Annotated in this window: 15 protein-coding genes; 12 read left to right on the top strand and 3 right to left on the bottom strand. The window is 51.1% G+C overall.

From position 1 onward, the window contains the following. Positions 1–82: 82 nt before the first annotated feature. The 5 genes from ACTJJS_RS23915 to ACTJJS_RS23895 all read left to right on the top strand — a co-directional run bounded on the left by ACTJJS_RS23915 (position 83) and on the right by ACTJJS_RS23895 (position 11,118). Positions 83–3,421 (top strand): TonB-dependent receptor, encoded by a 3,339-nt coding sequence (locus ACTJJS_RS23915; RefSeq protein WP_440665575.1) that lies wholly within the window; start codon positions 83–85, stop codon positions 3,419–3,421. A gap of 25 nt (positions 3,422–3,446) precedes the next feature. Next, complete coding sequence (locus tag ACTJJS_RS23910) at positions 3,447–4,823, top strand: RagB/SusD family nutrient uptake outer membrane protein (RefSeq protein WP_440665574.1); 1,377 nt, start codon at positions 3,447–3,449, stop codon at positions 4,821–4,823. A gap of 265 nt (positions 4,824–5,088) precedes the next feature. Further along, positions 5,089–6,786: an FAD-dependent oxidoreductase gene (locus ACTJJS_RS23905; protein WP_440665572.1), complete on the top strand. Its 1,698-nt coding sequence runs from the start codon at positions 5,089–5,091 to the stop codon at positions 6,784–6,786. Positions 6,787–6,788: 2 nt separating this feature from the next. Further along, positions 6,789–8,732 carry a hypothetical protein gene (locus ACTJJS_RS23900; RefSeq protein ID WP_440665570.1) on the top strand — a complete coding sequence of 648 codons (1,944 nt, stop codon included), beginning with the start codon at positions 6,789–6,791 and terminating at the stop codon, positions 8,730–8,732. A 340-nt stretch (positions 8,733–9,072) separates the two neighbouring features. Beyond that, entirely contained in the window at positions 9,073–11,118 is a 2,046-nt protein-coding gene (locus ACTJJS_RS23895) for a hypothetical protein (protein WP_440665569.1), read from the top strand. Positions 11,119–11,146: 28 nt separating this feature from the next. Here the strand turns inward: ACTJJS_RS23895 and ACTJJS_RS23890 are convergent, their stop codons facing one another. Together ACTJJS_RS23890 and ACTJJS_RS23885 are read right to left on the bottom strand one after the other, a co-directional pair. Further along, on the bottom strand, positions 11,147–12,223 hold the full coding sequence (locus tag ACTJJS_RS23890) for a heparin lyase I family protein (protein ID WP_440665567.1): 1,077 nt from the start codon (positions 12,221–12,223) through the stop codon (positions 11,147–11,149). A 195-nt stretch (positions 12,224–12,418) separates the two neighbouring features. Then, entirely contained in the window at positions 12,419–12,817 is a 399-nt protein-coding gene (locus ACTJJS_RS23885) for a Fur family transcriptional regulator (RefSeq protein ID WP_440665565.1), read from the bottom strand. 66 nt (positions 12,818–12,883) lie between these two features. On the opposite strand from ACTJJS_RS23885, the gene ACTJJS_RS23880 reads away from it, so the two are divergent. Next, positions 12,884–13,390, top strand: coding sequence for a RidA family protein (locus tag ACTJJS_RS23880; protein WP_440665563.1), 507 nt, complete (start codon positions 12,884–12,886; stop codon positions 13,388–13,390). Between the two features lie 6 nt (positions 13,391–13,396). Next, positions 13,397–13,843, top strand: coding sequence for a DinB family protein (locus ACTJJS_RS23875; RefSeq protein ID WP_440665562.1), 447 nt, complete (start codon positions 13,397–13,399; stop codon positions 13,841–13,843). Here the strand turns inward: ACTJJS_RS23875 and ACTJJS_RS23870 are convergent, their stop codons facing one another. Further along, complete coding sequence (locus tag ACTJJS_RS23870; protein ID WP_440665560.1) at positions 13,844–14,749, bottom strand: AraC family transcriptional regulator; 906 nt, start codon at positions 14,747–14,749, stop codon at positions 13,844–13,846. A 247-nt stretch (positions 14,750–14,996) separates the two neighbouring features. On the opposite strand from ACTJJS_RS23870, the gene ACTJJS_RS23865 reads away from it, so the two are divergent. From ACTJJS_RS23865 to ACTJJS_RS23845, 5 genes are all read left to right on the top strand, one after another. Continuing rightward, a complete protein-coding gene (locus ACTJJS_RS23865) occupies positions 14,997–15,881 on the top strand; it encodes a sugar phosphate isomerase/epimerase family protein (protein ID WP_440665558.1) in 885 nt (294 codons plus the stop codon). A gap of 7 nt (positions 15,882–15,888) precedes the next feature. After that, positions 15,889–17,055 carry a mandelate racemase/muconate lactonizing enzyme family protein gene (locus ACTJJS_RS23860; RefSeq protein ID WP_440665556.1) on the top strand — a complete coding sequence of 389 codons (1,167 nt, stop codon included), beginning with the start codon at positions 15,889–15,891 and terminating at the stop codon, positions 17,053–17,055. A gap of 15 nt (positions 17,056–17,070) precedes the next feature. Further along, positions 17,071–17,559 (top strand): VOC family protein, encoded by a 489-nt coding sequence (locus ACTJJS_RS23855; RefSeq protein WP_168874934.1) that lies wholly within the window; start codon positions 17,071–17,073, stop codon positions 17,557–17,559. Further along, positions 17,556–18,506 (top strand): 2-hydroxyacid dehydrogenase, encoded by a 951-nt coding sequence (locus ACTJJS_RS23850; protein ID WP_440665554.1) that lies wholly within the window; start codon positions 17,556–17,558, stop codon positions 18,504–18,506. The genes ACTJJS_RS23855 and ACTJJS_RS23850 overlap by 4 nt, the downstream gene beginning before the upstream one ends. Before the next feature lie 110 nt (positions 18,507–18,616). Then, positions 18,617–19,477, top strand: a complete 861-nt coding sequence (locus ACTJJS_RS23845; RefSeq protein WP_440665553.1) for a ThuA domain-containing protein — start codon at positions 18,617–18,619, stop codon at positions 19,475–19,477. Positions 19,478–19,494: the final 17 nt, after the last annotated feature.

Here is a 19,494-nt window from a genome sequence, read left to right as displayed (position 1 = left end):
CAAAATCAAAAGTATGATTTTACCCGCTTGGAACCAAGCCGGAAACAATTTCCGTTTCTTATCAACCAAACCGTGGAGGATTATGAAGTTATCCGCCGTTCTTATGCTGGGAGCCTGTATGCAGCTTAGTGCCACCGGCTATTCGCAGCGACTGCAACTCTCCCTGAACAATGCACCGGTCAGCAAGGTATTCAGTGAACTACACCGGCAATCCGGGTATACCTTTGTATATACCGCATCACAGCTGCGACAGGCAGAGAAGGTGACCCTTAACCTGAAAGATGTTACGCTGGTACAGGCGCTGGACAGCTGTCTGCGCAACCTGCCGCTTGCCTATATTATCCGGGACAATATGGTGATCATCCGGGAAAATCCTGTCCCTCCGCCGCCACCCATCAGGGTTTCGGGCTTCATCTATGATGAGAACGGTCAGCCAGTGCCAGGCGTGTCTGTAGGTGTAAAAGGCACTACCAAAGGAGCTATCACCAATGCCAACGGAGAATTCACACTGCCCGAAGTGGCACCGGACGCTGTACTGGTGGTTTCTTCCATCGGTTATCAGGCACAGGAAGTAGCTGTTGGTAGCAGGCCCGTTCTCAAAGTAGTATTAAAAATCGCGCCGCAGGCGCTGGATGAAAGAGTAGTAATTGGTTATGGCTCCGCCAGAAGGAGAGACCTGACCGGCTCCATCGCCAAAGTAGCGACCGTGCAGCCGGAACAAAACATGTCGTCCAATACGGTCAACGGCCTGCAGGGCAGGGTGGCCGGCTTGTTTGTAAAACAGGGAGACTCAAGGCCCGGCGCTGTTCCGCAATTCACCATCAGAGGCGTGCAAACATTACAGACCAACGAGGCCGGCAGCGGCACCAACCCGCTGATCGTGATAGACGGACTGGTGATAGACGCGGCGTCCAACGGTGCCAACGCCAATTACAGCCTGGCCAACCTCAATCCGCAGGACATAGAATCTATTGAGGTATTAAAAGATGCTGCTTCTTCGGCTATATACGGTGCGAGGGGAGCGCAGGGAGTTGTGCTGATCACCACTAAGAAAGGCAACTTCAACAGCAAAACACGTGTTAACGTGAACGCCTATTGGGGCACTACAAAATCGGTCTTCAACTATAACCCGCTGAACAGCGAGCAATATAGCATGATCTTCAAAGAAGCCAGGAACAATAGGATCAGCGATATCGACAAACAAATAGCCGGCGGCGGGCTCACTCCTGAACAAATCGCCGGTCTGAATAATGAAAAAGACCTCCTCCAGGCGCAGATCGACAACCTGGACATGGGAACGGCCGATAACAACTGGCTGAAGAAAGTGACACCCTCGCAGGCTATCACCAAAAACGTGCAGACCAGCCTGGCCGGTGGTACCGATAAAACTACCTACTACCTTTCCTTCGGACAGTATTCCGAAGACAATGCAGTGGGCAAAGGCCGCTTTACCCGCTACTCCGGTAAGCTGGCCGTTACACAGAAAATATTCAACTGGTTCAAGGCCGGCGCAGATATCAGCATTTCCAATGTGCTGGACAAAGATATAGACGCGCCGCTTTATTACGCTATGCTGGCCAGACCTGACATGCCTGAGGAAATCAAATACAACGACGATGGCACCTATGGGTACTGGTACGGTTTGCAGGAACATCCCTATGCCACCAGGGATGGCTACGCCAAAACTACCCGCACCTGGAATTATGTCGGTAACTTTTTCGGGGAAATCACTTTACCAAAGAACTTCTCCTTCCGCACCATGCTGGCAGCATCTAAGAACAATAATGTCAGCGAGACTTTCGACAACCCGATCAGTTACTACGGACAGGCCATGCGCGGCGTATATAAAAATGAAGGCGTTAACGGGCTGCGTTATACGTGGAACAACGTGCTGAGCTATCGTTTCGATGTCAGCAAATGGAGAGGCGATGCGTTGCTGGGGCAGGAGTATACTGATAACAACTATAACGTTACCGGTTTTTCCATGACAGGTTTCCCTTCCACGCCGAGCCTCTGGAAACCAGGAAACGCCTCCAGCTTCGACAATAATTTTGTGTCCAAAAACCGCGAGTTCAGGGAGAATTCACAGTCGTTTTTCCTGCGAGCCAACATGAGCTGGGACCATAAGTACCTGTTCAGCGCTTCTGTGAGAAGAGACGGCTCTTCCAAGCTGAAAGATTTCCGTTATGCCTGGTTCCCCGCGGTTTCTGCCGGTTGGGTGGTGTCCAGCGAACCTTTTATGAAAGGACAGAAATGGATCAGCTACCTGAAAATACGCACCAGCTACGGCATCACTGGTAATATCCGTCCGCTTGGGTTAAACGACGTAAGCAACCTGGTGGCCACACAAACCTATCTGAACGCTCCGGCCCTGCAACTCTACAACAGACTGGGAAACCCGGCGCTTAAATGGGAACGTACCCGGCAACAGGACATCGGGGTGGAAGCACGTTTCCTCAACGACAGGCTGAGCGCCACCGTGGAATATTATACCAAGAAAACAGACGCGCTGCTGTCTTCGGTCTTCATTCCTGCATCTGCCGGCGGATTCTCCAGCCAGCGCGTGAACCTGGGCGCTATGGACAACCGGGGCGTGGACATAGCGGTCAACTATAGCAGCGCCGCCGCCGGAGCCAACAGCTTCAAATGGAATGTAGGAGCAGTCGGCAATATTAACCGCAACCGCATCACGGAATTGCGCGACAACATCATGAACTACGCCGGTTATTATCCGGGAGGCCCCATGGGGTTTGTGGTAGTAGGACAGCCCGTAGGTATGCTTCAGCTGTATAACGCGCTGGGAATTGATCCGCAGACAGGCGACGTGATATACGAAGATGTCAACAAAGACGGGGTGATCAACCAGGCGGACATGATCTATGTTCCTACCTCACAACCCAAATTCAGCGGCGGTTTTAATTTCGATGCTTCCTGGAAAGGTTTCAGCGCTTCCGCGCAGTTCGTATATACCGTCGGTAATAAAATATATAACCTCAGCGATCAGGGTGCGCGCTTTTATGGTTTGAGCGATGAATCCGGTGTGATGGACAATATGCCTGACTGGGTACTGGACAGATGGACCAAACCCGGTGACAACAGCCACTATCCCCGCGCAGTGACAGGCCCTCACGGGGCCGGAAAAACGTCGGACTGGAACAGCAGGCCATCTACTTTGTTTCTCTTCAACGGCTCTTTCCTCCGGTTTAAAAACTTTACACTGGGTTACGATTTTGCAGGAAGAATTGTCAAAAGCAAGGCATTCGAACAGTTACGCCTATACGGAGCTGTACAGAACATATTCGTCATCAAAGACAGAGGCCTGAAATCGGGAGATCCCGAACAGGCGTTGGAGAATGGCGTGCAGCTGGCTATTGTGCCCATGCCGCGTACTATTTCTATCGGTATCAATGCCCGGTTCTAATTTGAATTACTAAAAAGATTATTACATGCTGACATATAAAAAAACGCTGTTGTTATTTGTTACCGCACTGTCGCTGGCTGGTTGCAGCGGTAAACTGGATGAACCACAACCGGACACTTCCATCGATCTGGACCACGTACAGCCGCAGCAGCTACCGCTATTGTTACAGGGCGCTTATAAGCCTGATGGCGTATACTATCAGTCTTACCCGGTATGGGACATCTATAGTGATGACATTGTATCTATCCAGGGAGGCACGCCTACGCAGTTTAACCCGATTGGATATGATGCATGCAATCCTACTGTGGAAGATGGTTTCGGCAATGGCCGCACTATTAACAGCGCCTACAAGTCCATCGGCAACGCTAATTTTATCATCAATTATATCCGGAGCAAAAAGTTGTCAGACATGCAGCCCTTGCTGGGAGAAGCGCTGACGATACGGGCGTACCAGTACACACGGCTGGTGGAAACCTACGGTGGCGTTATTTTGACGTTGGAAACAGAAACGGATATCAACAAAATCCGTCGTGATAAAAATACAGAAGCAGAAGTGTATGCGTCCATCGTCGCCGATCTTACCGAAGCCATTCCCCTGTTGAAGGATTTTACTACCCCCAATGCGGCCTGTAAACAAACAGCGCAACTGCTGCTGGCAAGGGTTTACCTGCAACTGGGCAAACATCAGGAGGCGGGCGATCTCGCGCAACAGGTGATCAGCTCCGGCAAGTTCTCGCTGGTAAACAGTAACTATGGACAAGTGTTCCAGTTTGGCAGCACCTCACGGGAAATGATGTGGAGAGGGGTAGACGGGCCATTGAGCAACAATTTCAACCGTTACGGCATGTACTCCTTTTACAGCCCTGCCGCGCCGTTTAAGGGAAACAGCCCCGGACTTACCTGGATGAGCGACGAGCTGGTAAAATTGTACGAACCAACAGATATCCGGAACCAGTTGCTGCGCCGTCAACGTAATGCGGTCACCGGGCAGGAAGTGACCTACCTGCTGAAGTTCTCCACAGATACGTTGCAATCCACTTCTTCCACCTATGCCATTTATCCGTATATCCGTTACAGTGAGGCCCTGCTGATAGCCGCAGAAGCCAGCGCCAGAAAAGGCGTGGTGGACGTGACCTACTACAACCAGCTGAGAACTGCCCGTAAGGCCGGCACCAAAAGCAACGGCGACTTTGCCGATGCGGCTGCCTTCCTGAAAGAACTGGAGAATGAAAGAAGACGGGAATTTGTGGGAGAAGGCCGCCGCTGGCAGGACATGCGCCGCTTTGATACCGCTATTCCTTTCCTGGCCGCCAAAGGTAAAGACGCAACCCGCCTGTACCTGCCTTTTAATTCAACGGAGCTTGCCAGGAACCCTAACCTGACACAGAACAAAGGATATTGATATTAACCGTTTAACCCCGTCCGGGCCGGTCTGCAAAAGACCGGCCCTTTTTTCTGCCCTGAACTTCCGCCGTGGGAACAGTCCCACGAAAATGGGAGCGTTCCCATGAAAAATATCTTCCGAAATATTTTGTCCCATCAAATTCTTTATGAAAATTACCATTTCCCGGCATCAGGGCGTTGACCCAGCGATGACGGGGGCCCACAGTTATGAAAAAACATCTTGCAACATCCCGGGAGTTTCCCGCAGCGCAACAGCTAAACAGATGGACCAGTTAGACAGACGCAACTTTATCCGGAATACTGGTATACTCGCGCTGGGCGCAGTTATCCCGTATACAGCCACCCTTCAGGGCCTGTCTGCTCAGGCCCTGAAGGACGTATTTGATATAGTCGTTTACGGTGGAACGAGCGGCGGCGTAATGGCCGCCATCCAGGCAGCACGCATGGGTAAGGCCGTGGCGTTGATAGAGCCGGGCAAACACCTGGGCGGCCTCACCAGCGGGGGGCTTGGCTGGGTGGACGTAGGAGACCCTCACACCATCGGCGGACTGGCAAGGGAGTATTTCCACCGCGTCTGGAAACACTACCGCAACGATAACGCCTGGAAATGGGAGAAAAAGCATGCCATGGCCGAACAACATGCTGCGCTGGCACCCGATGACCAGACCATGTGGATATTGGAACCCTCTGTGGCAGAACGGCTGTTCGATCAGATGGTAAGCGAAGCAAAGGTGACCGTGGTAAAGAACGAACGGCTGGACCGCGGCAGCGGCGTGAAAATGGAGCGAAACAAAATTACCAGCATACGGATGGAATCGGGCCGTGTTTTCACGGCCGGCATGTTCATCGACGCCACGTATGAAGGCGATCTGATGGCAGCGTGCGGCGTATCTTACATAGTTGGGCGGGAACCCAACAACCGTTACAGGGAAACAAACAACGGTATCCGTCCCTTGCCGCTTCCGGGGCGCTTCCCCGAAGGCATCGATCCATACCGGGTTAAGGGAAATCCGCAAAGTGGCCTGCTTGACCGCGTGTATCCCGACCGGGGAGGAAATGTGGGAGATGGGGACAAGGGGGTACAGGCTTACAACTACCGGCTGTGTCTTACCAATATCCCAGAAAACCGGGTATCTATAGAAAAGCCGGCAGGCTACAAAGACGAACAGTATGAGCTGCTGTTCCGCTTCATCGAAGCAGGAGGGATGGAAAGTGATTTTTTCAAAACGTCGTTGCAGGGCAGTTTTCTAAAGCTCGACCGGTTGCCCAATGGCAAAACCGATACTAACAACAACGGCTATATTTCCACTGACTTTGTTGGCATGAGCTGGAATTACCCGGAGGCGGACTACATTACCCGCGAGCATATAGCCCAAATGCATGAGCAATGGCAACGGGGACTGATCTGGACATTGCAGCACCATCCGCGTATCCCGGCGGCTGTGCGTCAGCGTTATATTCCATGGGGGCTGGCAAAAGACGAGTTTACCGATACCGGCAACTGGCCGTTCCAGCTTTATATCCGTGAAGCCCGCCGCATGGTCGGCGATGTGGTGATCACGGAACACACGGCACTGGCCAAAGAGGTGGCGCCAGACCCGGTGGGCCTTGGCTCTTACCATATGGACTCCCACGCAATAAAACTTTTTGTATCGCCCACCGGCTTCGTTACGAGCGAAGGCGGCATGTTCGTACACATACCGGCGCCCTTTGGCATCAGTTATCGGGCCATTATACCCAGGCGTGGCGAATGCGGGAATCTGCTGGTGCCGCTTTGTGCGTCCGTCACCCATGCAGCATACGGCTCTATCCGGATGGAACCGGTTTTTATGGTGCTGGGACAGTCTGCCGCTACAGCAGCGAGCCTTGCGATAGACCATAACACCGCCGTTCAGGATGTGCCGTATGACAGGCTGCGCGCCCGTTTATTAAAAGACAGACAGATCATTTTTAATCGGTAAGTATGATGCAAAAAATCAGGTCGGCATGGCTGGCCGTTTCCACTTTATTGTTCGCCGTATCAATGGCTGTTGCCCAGGATTCCACTTTTCATCCTGCTGCGCACTGGGTGTGTGTTAATCAGACCGGTTATAACACCCGGGCGCCCAAACGCTTTACCGTTCCCACCGCGCCGGAGGGCAGCGTCGATTTTTACATAACTACCGGTAACGCCTCTACGCCGTTATACAAGGGGAAGACCCATCAGGGAGTGGGTGACTTTACCGGCTTCAGGCCGGCAGACCCGCAGCAGTCCTATGTGATCCATGTAAAGGGAGGACATTTGCCGGAAGGGGTGTCGTATCCTTTCCGTATCGCGCCCTTCCTCATTGAAAAAGCGGCGCTGGAGCCTTCCGTGTGGTTTATGAATGATAGCCGCAGTATAACGGGCACGCACCATTCTGCCTACGGCGGCTGCCCCTGGCGGGACGGTACCTATTACTCCTATGAGGTGCCTTCCCTGATATGGATGTATCTTTCTAACCCTGCAGCGTATAATGCCATGCCGGCTACCATTTCCTACGATAGCCTGAAGGCGATGGTGATGAAACCGGACTTCAAACTGGTGCAAAGCCCCGGAGATGAAACGGCGCTGGCAGCTGCCCGGAAATATTTTACCACGTTGGATAAACCGTTGGGCAACCAGGTACCCGACGTGCTGATGAATGTGCATTGGGGTATCGGGTATTACCTGGTGAACCCCGAAACCAAAGATCCCAGCGGCGATTCACTGCCCCGGCAGCTGCATCCGCAAACACTCGCGCAATTTGCTTTTTTCCTATATGCGTACCCGTATGTTGATAAGTGGTTCTCCCGGAAGTTTTACCAGCAGGCCTTGAATTTCGCCCGCAGCAATTGGGAAAAAGCCGGTTTACTGGACGTACAACGCGAAGTAGGCACCTCCAAAGGTCGCCATGCGCCGGGATTTTCCGTACTGCCCAATCTGCTGATGTATGAAGTGGCCAAACGGGAGAAGCTTCCCGGCGCGGCGGCGTATCTGCAGGCAGCTAACAAGCAGGTCGCGTGGATCATTGACTCTTTGAATTTCGAAGATCCGCTGGCAACGAAAGGGCAGCGCATGAGTGAACACATGCTGATGTCCGGCCTCGCTGTTTACCTGTTGCGCTACAAAGACCAGGCGCCTACGGGCCTCCAGGGCAAAATAGAGCAGTGGGCAGATATCATGGTGCGCCGGTCCGACAATGCGTGGGACTTCCGGAAATATGACAATGACACCGCCTGGGCCGTACCGGTATACAATGAAGTGGGCAACGTGGCCGGTTTCCCAGCCTCCGCACTGCTGGCCGCAGCCATCGTGAAAGACCCTGCAAAAAAACAACGCCTGGAACAAATCGCGTATGCGCATTTCGATAATCTGTATGGCCGTAATCCGCTGAATGCACATGCCGCCCATCATCCGGAAAAAGGATTCAAAGGCATTTCCAAAGGTTATCCCAGAGGATTTCTTGTTGATGTGACCGCCCGGCTGGAACTATGCCGCGGCTCATTGAGCTGTTTGCCCGGAACGGAGATGTATCCTTTTAACCCGCTGGGGAAAGACCGGCACCTCGAAGGATGGATCAACCATAACACCGCCTGGAATATGAGCCTGGCGGTGCTCAACTGGTACGATAACCTTCCCGTATCATTGACCCGTAAAAAAGACGGCTTGTATATTTTATGGCAGGCGCCGGTAAGCCGGTCGTTGCCGCTTACCGTGCTGGTCAATGGAGAGAAAAAGGGAACGATCTTACTGTCAGAAAGCGGCAATGAATTTAAAGGAATACTAAAAACGGATAAATCATCCCTGCTGCTGGAGCGGGAAAAGATAGCGGTCAAAAAGGGAGACCATATCGCTGTGGCATATGGAGACGGGTTCCTGGAGAAGAGAATGGAGCTGGTGTATTAAGAATAAGCCGGTACCCGTCGGGGATCTTACATGAAAAGGCTTGCGGGCATTAGCTTACAAGCCTTTTTCTATGAGGTCGTTTTAGCGGAGATGTGGCCGCTACAGATGGCTGTTTGGTAAAGTAATAAAAGCCGAAATGACCACCAGAATAATTAAAATAAACATCAGTACGGATTCAAGGGGTGTTTGGAGTAGCATATGATACTTTTTAAATTTAAATGGTTATTTTTATAATAGAACAGATCAAACTGAAATAGGTTGACCTAAAACCCGATTTTTCTGTTCTCCACGTTATCGCAGTAATTCCCTCATTGTTAACTATTGTTTTAATTTTTAACCTATGTACAACCCAACACAATTGTATTGCAGGGCCATAGCTATGTTTTTGTCCATACAGCTGTTATGGAACACTTCCCTGACCGCCCAGATTTCATGGCCGGCCAGTCAGATTTTACCTTCTTTTCCCGCGCCTGCGCAAACGCAGGATTTAATTATGTTGCGGGAGTCCATCTCCCGCTGGGAGGCAGAAGGCCCGGCGCTCAGCCACAAAACGGGCCGGCTGGAAACCGATGGATGGTTGTGCCAGACAGGCATTGACGCGCCCAATGAGCATATGGTCTATGGCCCGTATGACAACAGTTTGCCGGCAGGGCCTAACGTTGCAGAGTTCCGGATGAAGATCGATAACAATACCGCCAACAATGACCCGGTGGTAGATATCGATGTAAGAAACGCTACCACGGGGCAGGTGCTTGCTTCGCAGACCATCACCCGGCAGCAGTTTCCCATCGCGTCGAACTATACGAGTTTTACGCTGCCCTTTACGATTCCTGCCAATAATCAATCGATAGAGCTGCGCATCTACTGGCGGGGGGCGGCCTACATAAAAGTGGACTGGGTGGGAGTTCAGCAGAACAGCACTGCTGCGGAAATGTATTTGTTTGCATCCCTGAAAGGTGTGGTCAACAGAACGCAGCCCCGTATTTTCTCTTATGAAGGCGACGCTTTTGCAGAAGGGCCCTACACCTGGCTGCAGTCCCTGGGTTTGAACTGGTCGGAGGTTGCCGACAAATGGAGTCTGATCACCAAATACCGCAGCGAGATATCCGGCCTGATCGTGTATGACCCTGCGCAGATACATACCGTTAACCTGGCCACGATGCTGGCCAGAGACAAGCGGGCATTGGTGGTATCACCGTTGTTGCTGTCCCGGTTGACGGCCGCGCCTTATAATATTCCCATCGTCATGGATTTACGCGGACAGTTCACCAGCAAGCTGCAAGTGTACCAAACGCTGTATAATACCTATTGGCCTAGCCTGGACCATCGTGTGCTGATAGGCCTGAACCCCGACGTGCATAAAGCCGCGCTGCGTGAATATGCCGCCGCGCTCGGTGCCGCAGTGATATGGCTGGACCCTGCCGTGCCTGCGGAAAGCACGCTGCTGAACAGTTTCCTCAGCACGATGCCGGCAGGCGCCAATTTTATGGGATGGTGGCCGGAAGAGGGCCCTGGCGTGGAACGGTCTTCCACCTACGGCATTCCTACTATTGCGAGCGACTGGAGCACTAATCTCACCTTACACAGCGGCACCCCGAGAACGATCAACATCAAACCGATGCCGCCTAAACCGCCGCTGCAAAATAAACTCTACGTCGCCTTTATATTGAGTGATGGTGATAACCTGCAGTATATAGAACACCTGATGCGTAAACTCTGGAACAATCCGGACCGCGGGTCAGTGCCTATCGGGTGGACGTTGTCACCAGCCATGGTAGATGCTATGCCCGGTGCGCTCAACTACCTGTGGCAAACTTCCACCAATAATGACAACCTGATTTCGGGGCCTTCCGGTTACGGCTATACGTACCCCAACAGCTGGACTGACCAGCAGCTGCTAAACCAATTTGTAACAAAAACAGAATCGTATAACCAGCGTGCAGGCTTCCGCGTGGTGACCATATGGAACACCATCACCGGCGGTATCAGTCAGAATACAGGGCAGACCTTCGCCCAGAAAGCTCCGTCGCTGTTGGGCATGACAGGACAGAATACCGGCGGCGGACTAACGATTTATAACAACAGTCTGCCCGGGATGGCACTTTCCTGTAATTATTGTACCAATGAACAGGCGATGAAAGATCATATCGCTGCGGCCGCCGCCGGTTGGAACGGGAACAGTCCCCGCTTTATCATTATACAGGCGCAACCCTGGCAGAACGTAACGCCTACCAGTTTTAAGAACGTTGCCAACTCGTTGAATGCGGACTATGTGCTGGTGCGGCCAGACCATATATTCCAGCTGATCAGGGAGGCAAACAGCCTGCCCGTCGGAGCGTCGGGCAATACTACCCCAACGACGCCGGTCCAGCATTTCAGGCATTAGTCACCCCAACGGCTACACGTATAATGAATCAGTTGGACGTCACCTTTAATGAAGACACTTTATCATTAAAGTTGTTGTTCTTCAGGCAGCTGCCGTCAGCGGTCAATACCAGTGAGTCGCCGGTGAAATTGTCGCCGTCAAACAAGGTGGCTTTCAGTCCAGCCGGCACTTTGAGCGAGGATGCATCATTATTGACACCGCCTTTGGCCGTGATGTCTGCTGTCGTATAAGCGCCGATGCCGAAGGCGGCAGACCATCCGGCATAACTGCAATTCTGGTACAGCGTTGCAGACAACGTACTGCCGTTGCCGTCAGGAGCTGCCTCCGCATAGGACGACGCTATTTTGATAGCATGCACATAGTTGGTGATGTCGGCCGGATCGCCGCCGTACACGCCGAATTTCGGATCGCAGAAATCTGCGTCGAGGGTACGGGCAGGATAACGTTGTGTACCGTTGACCAGCGTTTGTTTGACGCCGTTATACCAGAATTCTATGAACCCGATGCTGGCATCCCTGGACACTTTGATACGCAGCACCATTGAGTTCCATGTGTTGCGGGAGAGGGGCGTTACCCATACTTCGGTGCCTATCTTACCGGGCGCGTAATGCATCAGGTGAAGATTACCGGAGCTGTTGGTGCTGACAACGATAGGGAAATTTTGCGTCATAGGAAGGGTGGAGCCATAGGCCTTCCACTGGAATACCGCGTTGGTATTCTGGTTGGCCGGTATGTCCAGCTTCGACCGCCATCCGATGTAGATGTCATCGCCTTCCGCGGCCTGATAGTTTTTAGCGCCATGTCCTTCCGTACGGTGGCTGCCTGCCGGTTTGTAGAATTTCCATACCTGTCCGTAGGCGGGGTCGGTGTCTACCGTGATGGCGCCATCGCCTTCAACATTGAGCACTTTCCATACGTTGGACGCGCCTAATGCAGCGTCGCCGTCAAACAGAAGGGATTGTATGCCTACAGTGGCGACAGTGCTGTTGTTGGCGGTAACAGTAGTGGGGCCGTCAGGGCCGTTCATGTTTTTGGTACAATGTGTCAGGGTAAGCAAGGCGCTGCTGGCTAACAGGAGGGTGGCAATTGCCGGGGGTGTTTTCATAACAGTAGTTTATAAGGGTTATTGAGAGATAACCAATATAATACGCCGGCGATGATAAAACAGATAGCATCTTCGCAAAAACAGGTATTGAATTAGTAGGCAGAGAATTTCCCTGACAACAAAATTTTATGTGCTTTCTTTTGCCCGGGGAAATCTGGCCGCCGGATATGACCTTAAAAGTCTTGCAGACGCTGCTTACAAGCCTTCTTCATGGACAGCGCACTCCTTGCAATACCCCAATATCATCCCGTTAAAATCCGTGATCACATACCCTTCCGGCAACGGGATATGTACCTTGTTTTGCAGGCACTCCACTGTTCCGCATTTCCGGCACTTAAAATGAAAATGATTGTGGTTGTGTTTATTGTTCGGTTTGTCACAACCGGCACAATAGGCAAAGTGCTGCTTGCCGTCATCGTCCATAACTTTATGTACCAGCCCATCCTCACAGAAGCGGTTTAACACCCGGTAGATCGTGGCACGGTCAACTTTAGCTTCCAGCGCTGCCTGTAACTGCTCATGGCTTAACGCTCTGTCCGTGCTTTTCAGCACATGTAAGATCTCCGTCTGGGCCTGTGTGTTCCTTCTTTTCATTTTTTATTATTGCGACTTAGTTGCAATAATAAGATTTTTGGCTATTATTGCAAAAAAATTACCACCATGGCCAAAAAGATTCATGCATACGGAAAAGCGTTGTCAGCGGTTATTATAGCGGCTACCCTGTACAGTTGCAACCAGGAAATACCGAAGAAAGAAGCCCCAAAAGCAGAGGCCAGGCCGGAATATTTCCTGCTCCGCCCGGAACTGGAAAAAATGTACGGCTATACGCAGGCTGTAAAAGTGGGAAACATTGTGAAAGTGGGCGGCGTTATCAGCATAGACGATAAAGGAAACCTGACAGGGAAGGGCGATTACGGGCAACAAATGACGAACGTTTATGCCAGCCTGGAAAAAGTGCTGAAGCACTACGGTTGTACTTTCGATGACGTCATCCTGGAAAACATCTACACTACCAGCATGGTTGAACTTCAAAAGAACGCGGCCTACCGGCAAAAAATATATACGCATCATTTCCCGACAGGCAGCTGGATCGGCGTAAAAGAACTGGGATTGCCCGATGCCATGATCGAAATAGAAATAGAAGCGCTGATTTCAAAAGAACAATAACAGTTTATGAAAACTTTCTTCAAAGAATTATTTGAATACAATCATGGTGTCAATCAACAAATTTGGAATGTACTGCAAGCCAATGCTGACAAGGTATCTGAGAAAGCGTTGAAATTATATTGCCATGTTCTCAATGGCCATCAGGTCTGGAATAACCGGATAGCGGCGAAAGATGTGGTTCCCGGCATCTGGGAGGTACATACTTTGCAACAGTGCCTGGATATCGATAAAACAAACTATGAACACTCATTATCTATTATCGATCAGTATGAAATGAATGACATCATCCAACACCCTAAGATCAAAGGAAAACCTTTCAGCAAAAAAGTTTCTGAGATATTGTTTCATATCATCAACCATTCTACCTATCACCGGGCGCAGATAGCCACGGAATTCCGGCAGGGGGGACTGGAACCGGTCATGACGGATTTTATTTTCTATGAGAAAGGCTGATCAGTCTACCGTAGGCCGGTAACTGGGCGCTCCTGCATTACTTTCTACCAACTCCTTCCGGTATTCCCGGGGAGATTTGCCCTGGTAGATTTTAAACTGCCTGTTAAAATAGGATATGTTGTCAAACCCGCAGGCATAGCATATTTCAGCGATGCCATGGTCTGTGCCGATCAATAATTTGGTGGCATGGCTGATCCGTGTTTCGTTAACGAACTGCGAGAATGTTTTGCTGGTCCTTCTTTTGAAGTAGCGGCAAAACGCGGCTTCGTTCATGCATGCCAGTGAGGCGGCCGATTTACTGTCCACATGTGTATGATAATTCTCCAGGACATACTTAAATATAGATTCCAGCTTCTTTGAATCCACATCCTTATAATGTATCTTTCTGGGGTCGTCTGTCAATAGCATTACATGTTCACTGTTTTGTTGAGACAGCCCGTCCAGCAGCTGTAGCAATATGATCAGGTTTTTCATTTGCTGGTTGGCCTGGAACTGAAAAAACATCGTACTGAGCACGGGCGGTATTTTTCTGAATTGAATGCCGCGCTCAGACAATTGCATCAGCTCTTTTATCTTCCTTAATTCCAGTTTGTCAAAAAAATCCTTGCCCAGGAAGTCTTCGGTAAACTGTACGATGATGGCATGGGCCATTTCTTCGTCGGCGCCGGCAGGCATGTTGTCGTTACAAAAACAGTGGACCAGGCCAGGGCCGAACATGTAGATCTCTCCCGCGCTGAAGTTGATCACCTTGTTGCCCGCATATACTTTACCGGAACTTTTTACCATCAGGATCAACTCATGCCCGTGATGAAAATGAAAAGTGTTCGTAAAGCGCGGCTGACAAAATTCCTTGATCACAAAGCTGGCATCTTCCGGGGTAGAGATGTGTCGGTAGGCTACTTTCATAATTGGTGTTTTTAGTACACTATTTATTTTATAACGGACGAAATCGGAATTAAGGTAAATATAGTATCAATATTTTGCAAATGCAGTACTTTTATTTCAACAGTAGTCTGAATATGTTTGTGAGACAATGATTCTTTTCCCGTTATGGACCCAACCAATTGATGCACGACCAATGCCTTGCTATTGGCTGTTTTTAGAGGATAAGCAGTGACCAGCATTTTTTTATCATTTATATACCACACGCGTTATGGAACTTGGAATACACAACTGGATGCGCTCCGAAACGATAGAGACTACCATCAGAAGAGTAGCCGCGCTCGGATATACCCGGCTGGAAATTGCCGGCAATCCTGAACAATATGATACAAAACACATCAATCAGCTCATGAAGGACCATGGCTTGTCCTGCTGGGGCTCCGTAACGCTGATGCTGGGAGAACGCAACCTGCTGGCCAGAGATGAAGCACAACGGGCACGCTCGGTACAATACGTGAAAGATGTGGTGAAAATGGTGAAGGAACTGAACGGCCATATAGTGTCGGTAGTGCCAGGCACCGTTGGAAAAATCGTCCCCGACGGCAGGCCGGAAGAAGAGTGGAAATGGGCCGTGGACGCATTGAAGGAGATCTACGATTACAGCGAGGCGGCCGGCGTATTGCTGGGCATAGAGCCCATCAACCGGTTTGAAACGTACTTCATCAACAGAGCTGAACAGGCGCTCGCACTGGCGGCAGCCGTTGGGCCCAACTGCGGCGTTTGCCTGGACACTTTCCACATGAATATCGAAGAAGATGACATGTATGCGTCCATCAGAAAAGCGAAAGGAAAACTGGCCGGTTTCCATGTGGCGGACAACAACCGCATGGCGCCAGGCATGGGGCATCTCAACTGGGAGAAGATCGTGGCCACTTTAAAAGAGACCGGCTATGATGGCGTGCTGTCCGTGGAATTCTGTTCACCGCTGGACCGTACGCCGGCCAATCCATATCCGGATTCCATCGACGAGCACCCGGAAAACCTTTCGCCTGAGCAGGCGAAGTTCCTCGCAGACCACGGCAGTTCGTCCGTTACTGAAGCATTTTACACCATGCTGACCAGCCGGTCATTTAATACTTTATCAAAACTTATTTAGAGAACTGATGAAAATAGCTAATGTAGAGGCATTTTGGTTGCGCTGTCCCGTTCCAAAAGAAAAACAACATACTTCAGATTATGGGTTACTGGCCAATTTCGACATGACGCTGGTGGTGATCACAACAGAAGACGGCCTTCAGGGATTTGGCGAAGCCAAAGCTGCTGTGGGATCTTCAGGAGTATGCGCCTCGATTGTAAACTGTATCGAAAATGAACTGAAACCTGCTTTAATTGGAAAACAGGTGAAAGATATCACCCGTCTCTGGGAGGAAATGTATAACGGCACCCGTGACCATTACGCGTTGTCAAGAGGCCGGAAGTTCCCGGTGCTCGGCAGGAGAGGGCTTACGGTATCTGCTATGAGCGGCATTGACACGGCCTTGTGGGACCTGAAAGGAAAAATGCTGAACGTACCGGTGATGGACCTGCTCGGCGGCGCCTGCAGGGATAAAATGCCGGCCTATGCCAGCGGTGGCTGGGCAGACGCAGACAATATCGGCACGCAACTGAAAGGCTACGTGGATAAAGGCTTCGGTGGCGTCAAAATGCGTGTAGGCGTAATGGATAGGACCGTTCAGACCAGCATTGAGAGAGTGAAAGCCGCCAGGGCGGCCCTAGGACCGGACATCAAACTAATGACCGATGCCCACGGCACTTTCAGCGTGCCGGAAGCAAAACAATTCTGCCGCGGCGTGCGGGACTGCAACCTGTACTGGTTTGAAGAACCGATCAGCCCCGATAACAGAAAAGGAACAGCGGAAGTAAGGGCGTCCACTCATATTCCCATCGCGGCCGGCGAAAGTGAATACACCAGTTTCGATATCAATGAACTGCTGGACATACGCGCCATTGATGTGATACAACCGGATGCGGCCATCATTGGCGGTATTTCCGAAGCCGTGCGGGTAGCGCACCTGGCGACGGTACACCAGCTGGAGCTGGCGCCGCACTGCTGGGGATCTGCTTTCTCCTTTATGGCCGGACTGAATGTGGCCTTCGCATCGCCTTCGGCCACCATCATCGAGTTCTCCCTCGGCGGAAACCCTATGATGTATGAGCTGGTGAAAGAACAGATCATGGTGACAGACGGCCATCTGCCGGCACCCACGGCACCAGGGCTGGGAGTAAGCCCCGACTGGGATTTTGTACGGGATTTTAAACAAAAAGTATAGTGTAAATAAAGAGATATGGCTAAAGCACTTAAAATTAACCACGTTACGCTGATCGTTGACAATCTGGAGAAAGCCGGCGCCTTCTATCAGCATGAATTGGGCTTAACGCCACTTGCGGCCTTCAGGTTTGATTACCCGGTGATGTTCTTCAAATTTAATGATGAACAACAATTGCATATTTCTGAATGGGAAGACAAAACATCGTTCCGCGGGCATATCTGTGTGCAGGTGGATGATTTTAACAGCCTCTTTTTTCGCATGAAAGAACTGAACGTGATCGACATCAACCCGTGGGGAAAGGTGCGGAAACTGCCGGACGGCGCCATGCAAATGTTTGTCCGTGATCCTGCAGGCAACCTGGTGGAAATCTCTTCCTCGCCTGATGCTGACATTGATCCGCGCATTTTTACGGACGAACTTTATGAAGAAGGGCTGTACGTGTCCAACAGAAACGATTTCAGGGGATACCGGTCAGATGATGCTACTTTATATCACGACAGATGAGAAAAAACGTACTACTGCTGGAAACTATTACAGATGAGGCATTGGCTGTCCTCCGGGAACACGTGAACGTATTCACGGGATACAACGACACCGCTTTAAAGGAAACACTCTATAAGGAGGATATCCATGCCATCATCACAAGAGGGAAGGGGCAGATCAATAAACCGCTGATGGACGCCTGCCCGCATTTGGAGGTAGCCGCCCGGTGCGGCGTAGGACTGGACAATGTGGACGTTGCTGAAGCCTCCGCCAGGAAAGTGATGGTCATCAATGCTCCGGGCAGCAACGCGGCCACCATTGCGGAACATACGCTGGCGCTGATGTTGATGCTGATGCGTAATATGTACGAATCGGTGGCGCAGGTAAAACAGGATAACTGGGGTTGGCGCAATCAATATGCCGGCGATGAGCTGAACGGCAAAACCCTCGGCATACTAGGCATGGGGAATATCGGAAAACGGGTAGCCCGCCTGGGCGAAGCATTCGGGATGGAAGTCTGCTACTGGAGCAAGTCGGCCAGCGATCTGCCCTATCAGTTCCTGTCTATGGAAGCGGTGCTGCAAACTTCCGATGTGGTAAGTCTTCATCTTCCTTTCAATAACGAAACAAACGGCATTATCGGCGCTGCACAGCTCGGACAAATGAAAGCCGGCGCACTGCTGGTCAATACCGCCAGGGGGGCGCTGGTAGATCACCCCGCACTGCTAAAGGCCTTAAAAGAAAAGCGCATTGCAGGTTATGCAGCAGACGTACTACCGGACGAGCCGCCGGTACAATCGCTGGAACTGGTGCATCATCCGAAGGTAATTGTCACGCCACATTCCGGCAGTCTTACCGCTACCACGTACAAGCATATATGCATGGTCACCATCAACAACGTAGTGGCCGCCCTCACGGGCAAAGGCCCTGATCCGAAAAGCATTTACAACCGGCACGCGATTCAATAAAAACAATAAAAGATCAAAAGGCACTATAGCAAAAGATGATCTGCGCTCCTTTGCGTATTTAATTAAAACAAAAATATTTGCGCACTTCGCGCGAAAAAATCCGCCGCACAATGAAAAAAATTCTCCTTTGTTTATTGTTTATCGCCGGTACTGCCGGTGTACTCTTTGCCCAATCCTCCGGAAAGGTGAAAAAGCCACTGGTAGTGTTTGTGACCGGAGACCATGAGTATAGCAGCGAAGAAACGATGCCGCTTATCGCTGCCGCGCTGGAGAAGGATTACGGCATGAAGACAATTGTGCTTAAAGCATCGCCTGATTATAACAGCGAAGAAAATATTCCGGGCCTGGAAGTCCTTCAGCAGGCGGACCTGGCTGTTTTTTACCTGCGCTGGCGCAGGCTGCCCGCCGATCAGCTGGCCTATATCGAAGCTTACCTGAAAAGCGGGAAACCGGTAATGGGCTTCCGTACCACCACACATGCCTTCCATTTCCCAGAAGGTCATGCCAGCGAAAAATGGAACGCCTTCGGCGAATTTGCATTAAACGCGCCTCCGGGCTGGGGCGGTGTTGCCAAACATACGCACTACGGACATGAAAGCAGCACGGATGTCAGCATCATCCCTGCGCAGGCCAACAACCCGATACTGACAGGCGTGGCAAGGAATTTCCACGTCCGCTCCTGGCTGTACCGCGTATTACCGGACTATCCGCTGAAAGGCTCTACCTGGCTGCTGATGGGCAAGGCGGTCAATCCTGACAAGGAAGCCATCGAAAATCCCGTGGCATGGACCGGCACCAACTCCTTCGGCGGTAAAATTTTTATGACGACGATGGGCCACCCGGAAGACTTCCGGCAGGAACCTTTCCAGCGTCTCGTGATCAATGCTGTCCATGATGAACTGGGACTGAAAGTGCCCCGCAAATGGAAAGGCAAAATAGACATCCGCGTGCCTTACCGTGTGGCGAAATAAGCACACAACGTTTATTG

Source organism: Chitinophaga sp. 22308, from assembly GCF_052045305.1.
GTDB lineage: Bacteria > Bacteroidota > Bacteroidia > Chitinophagales > Chitinophagaceae > Chitinophaga > Chitinophaga varians_A.
The sequence above is the reverse complement of the archived record's forward strand: the minus strand, read 5'-3'. Positions and strand labels throughout refer to the sequence as shown.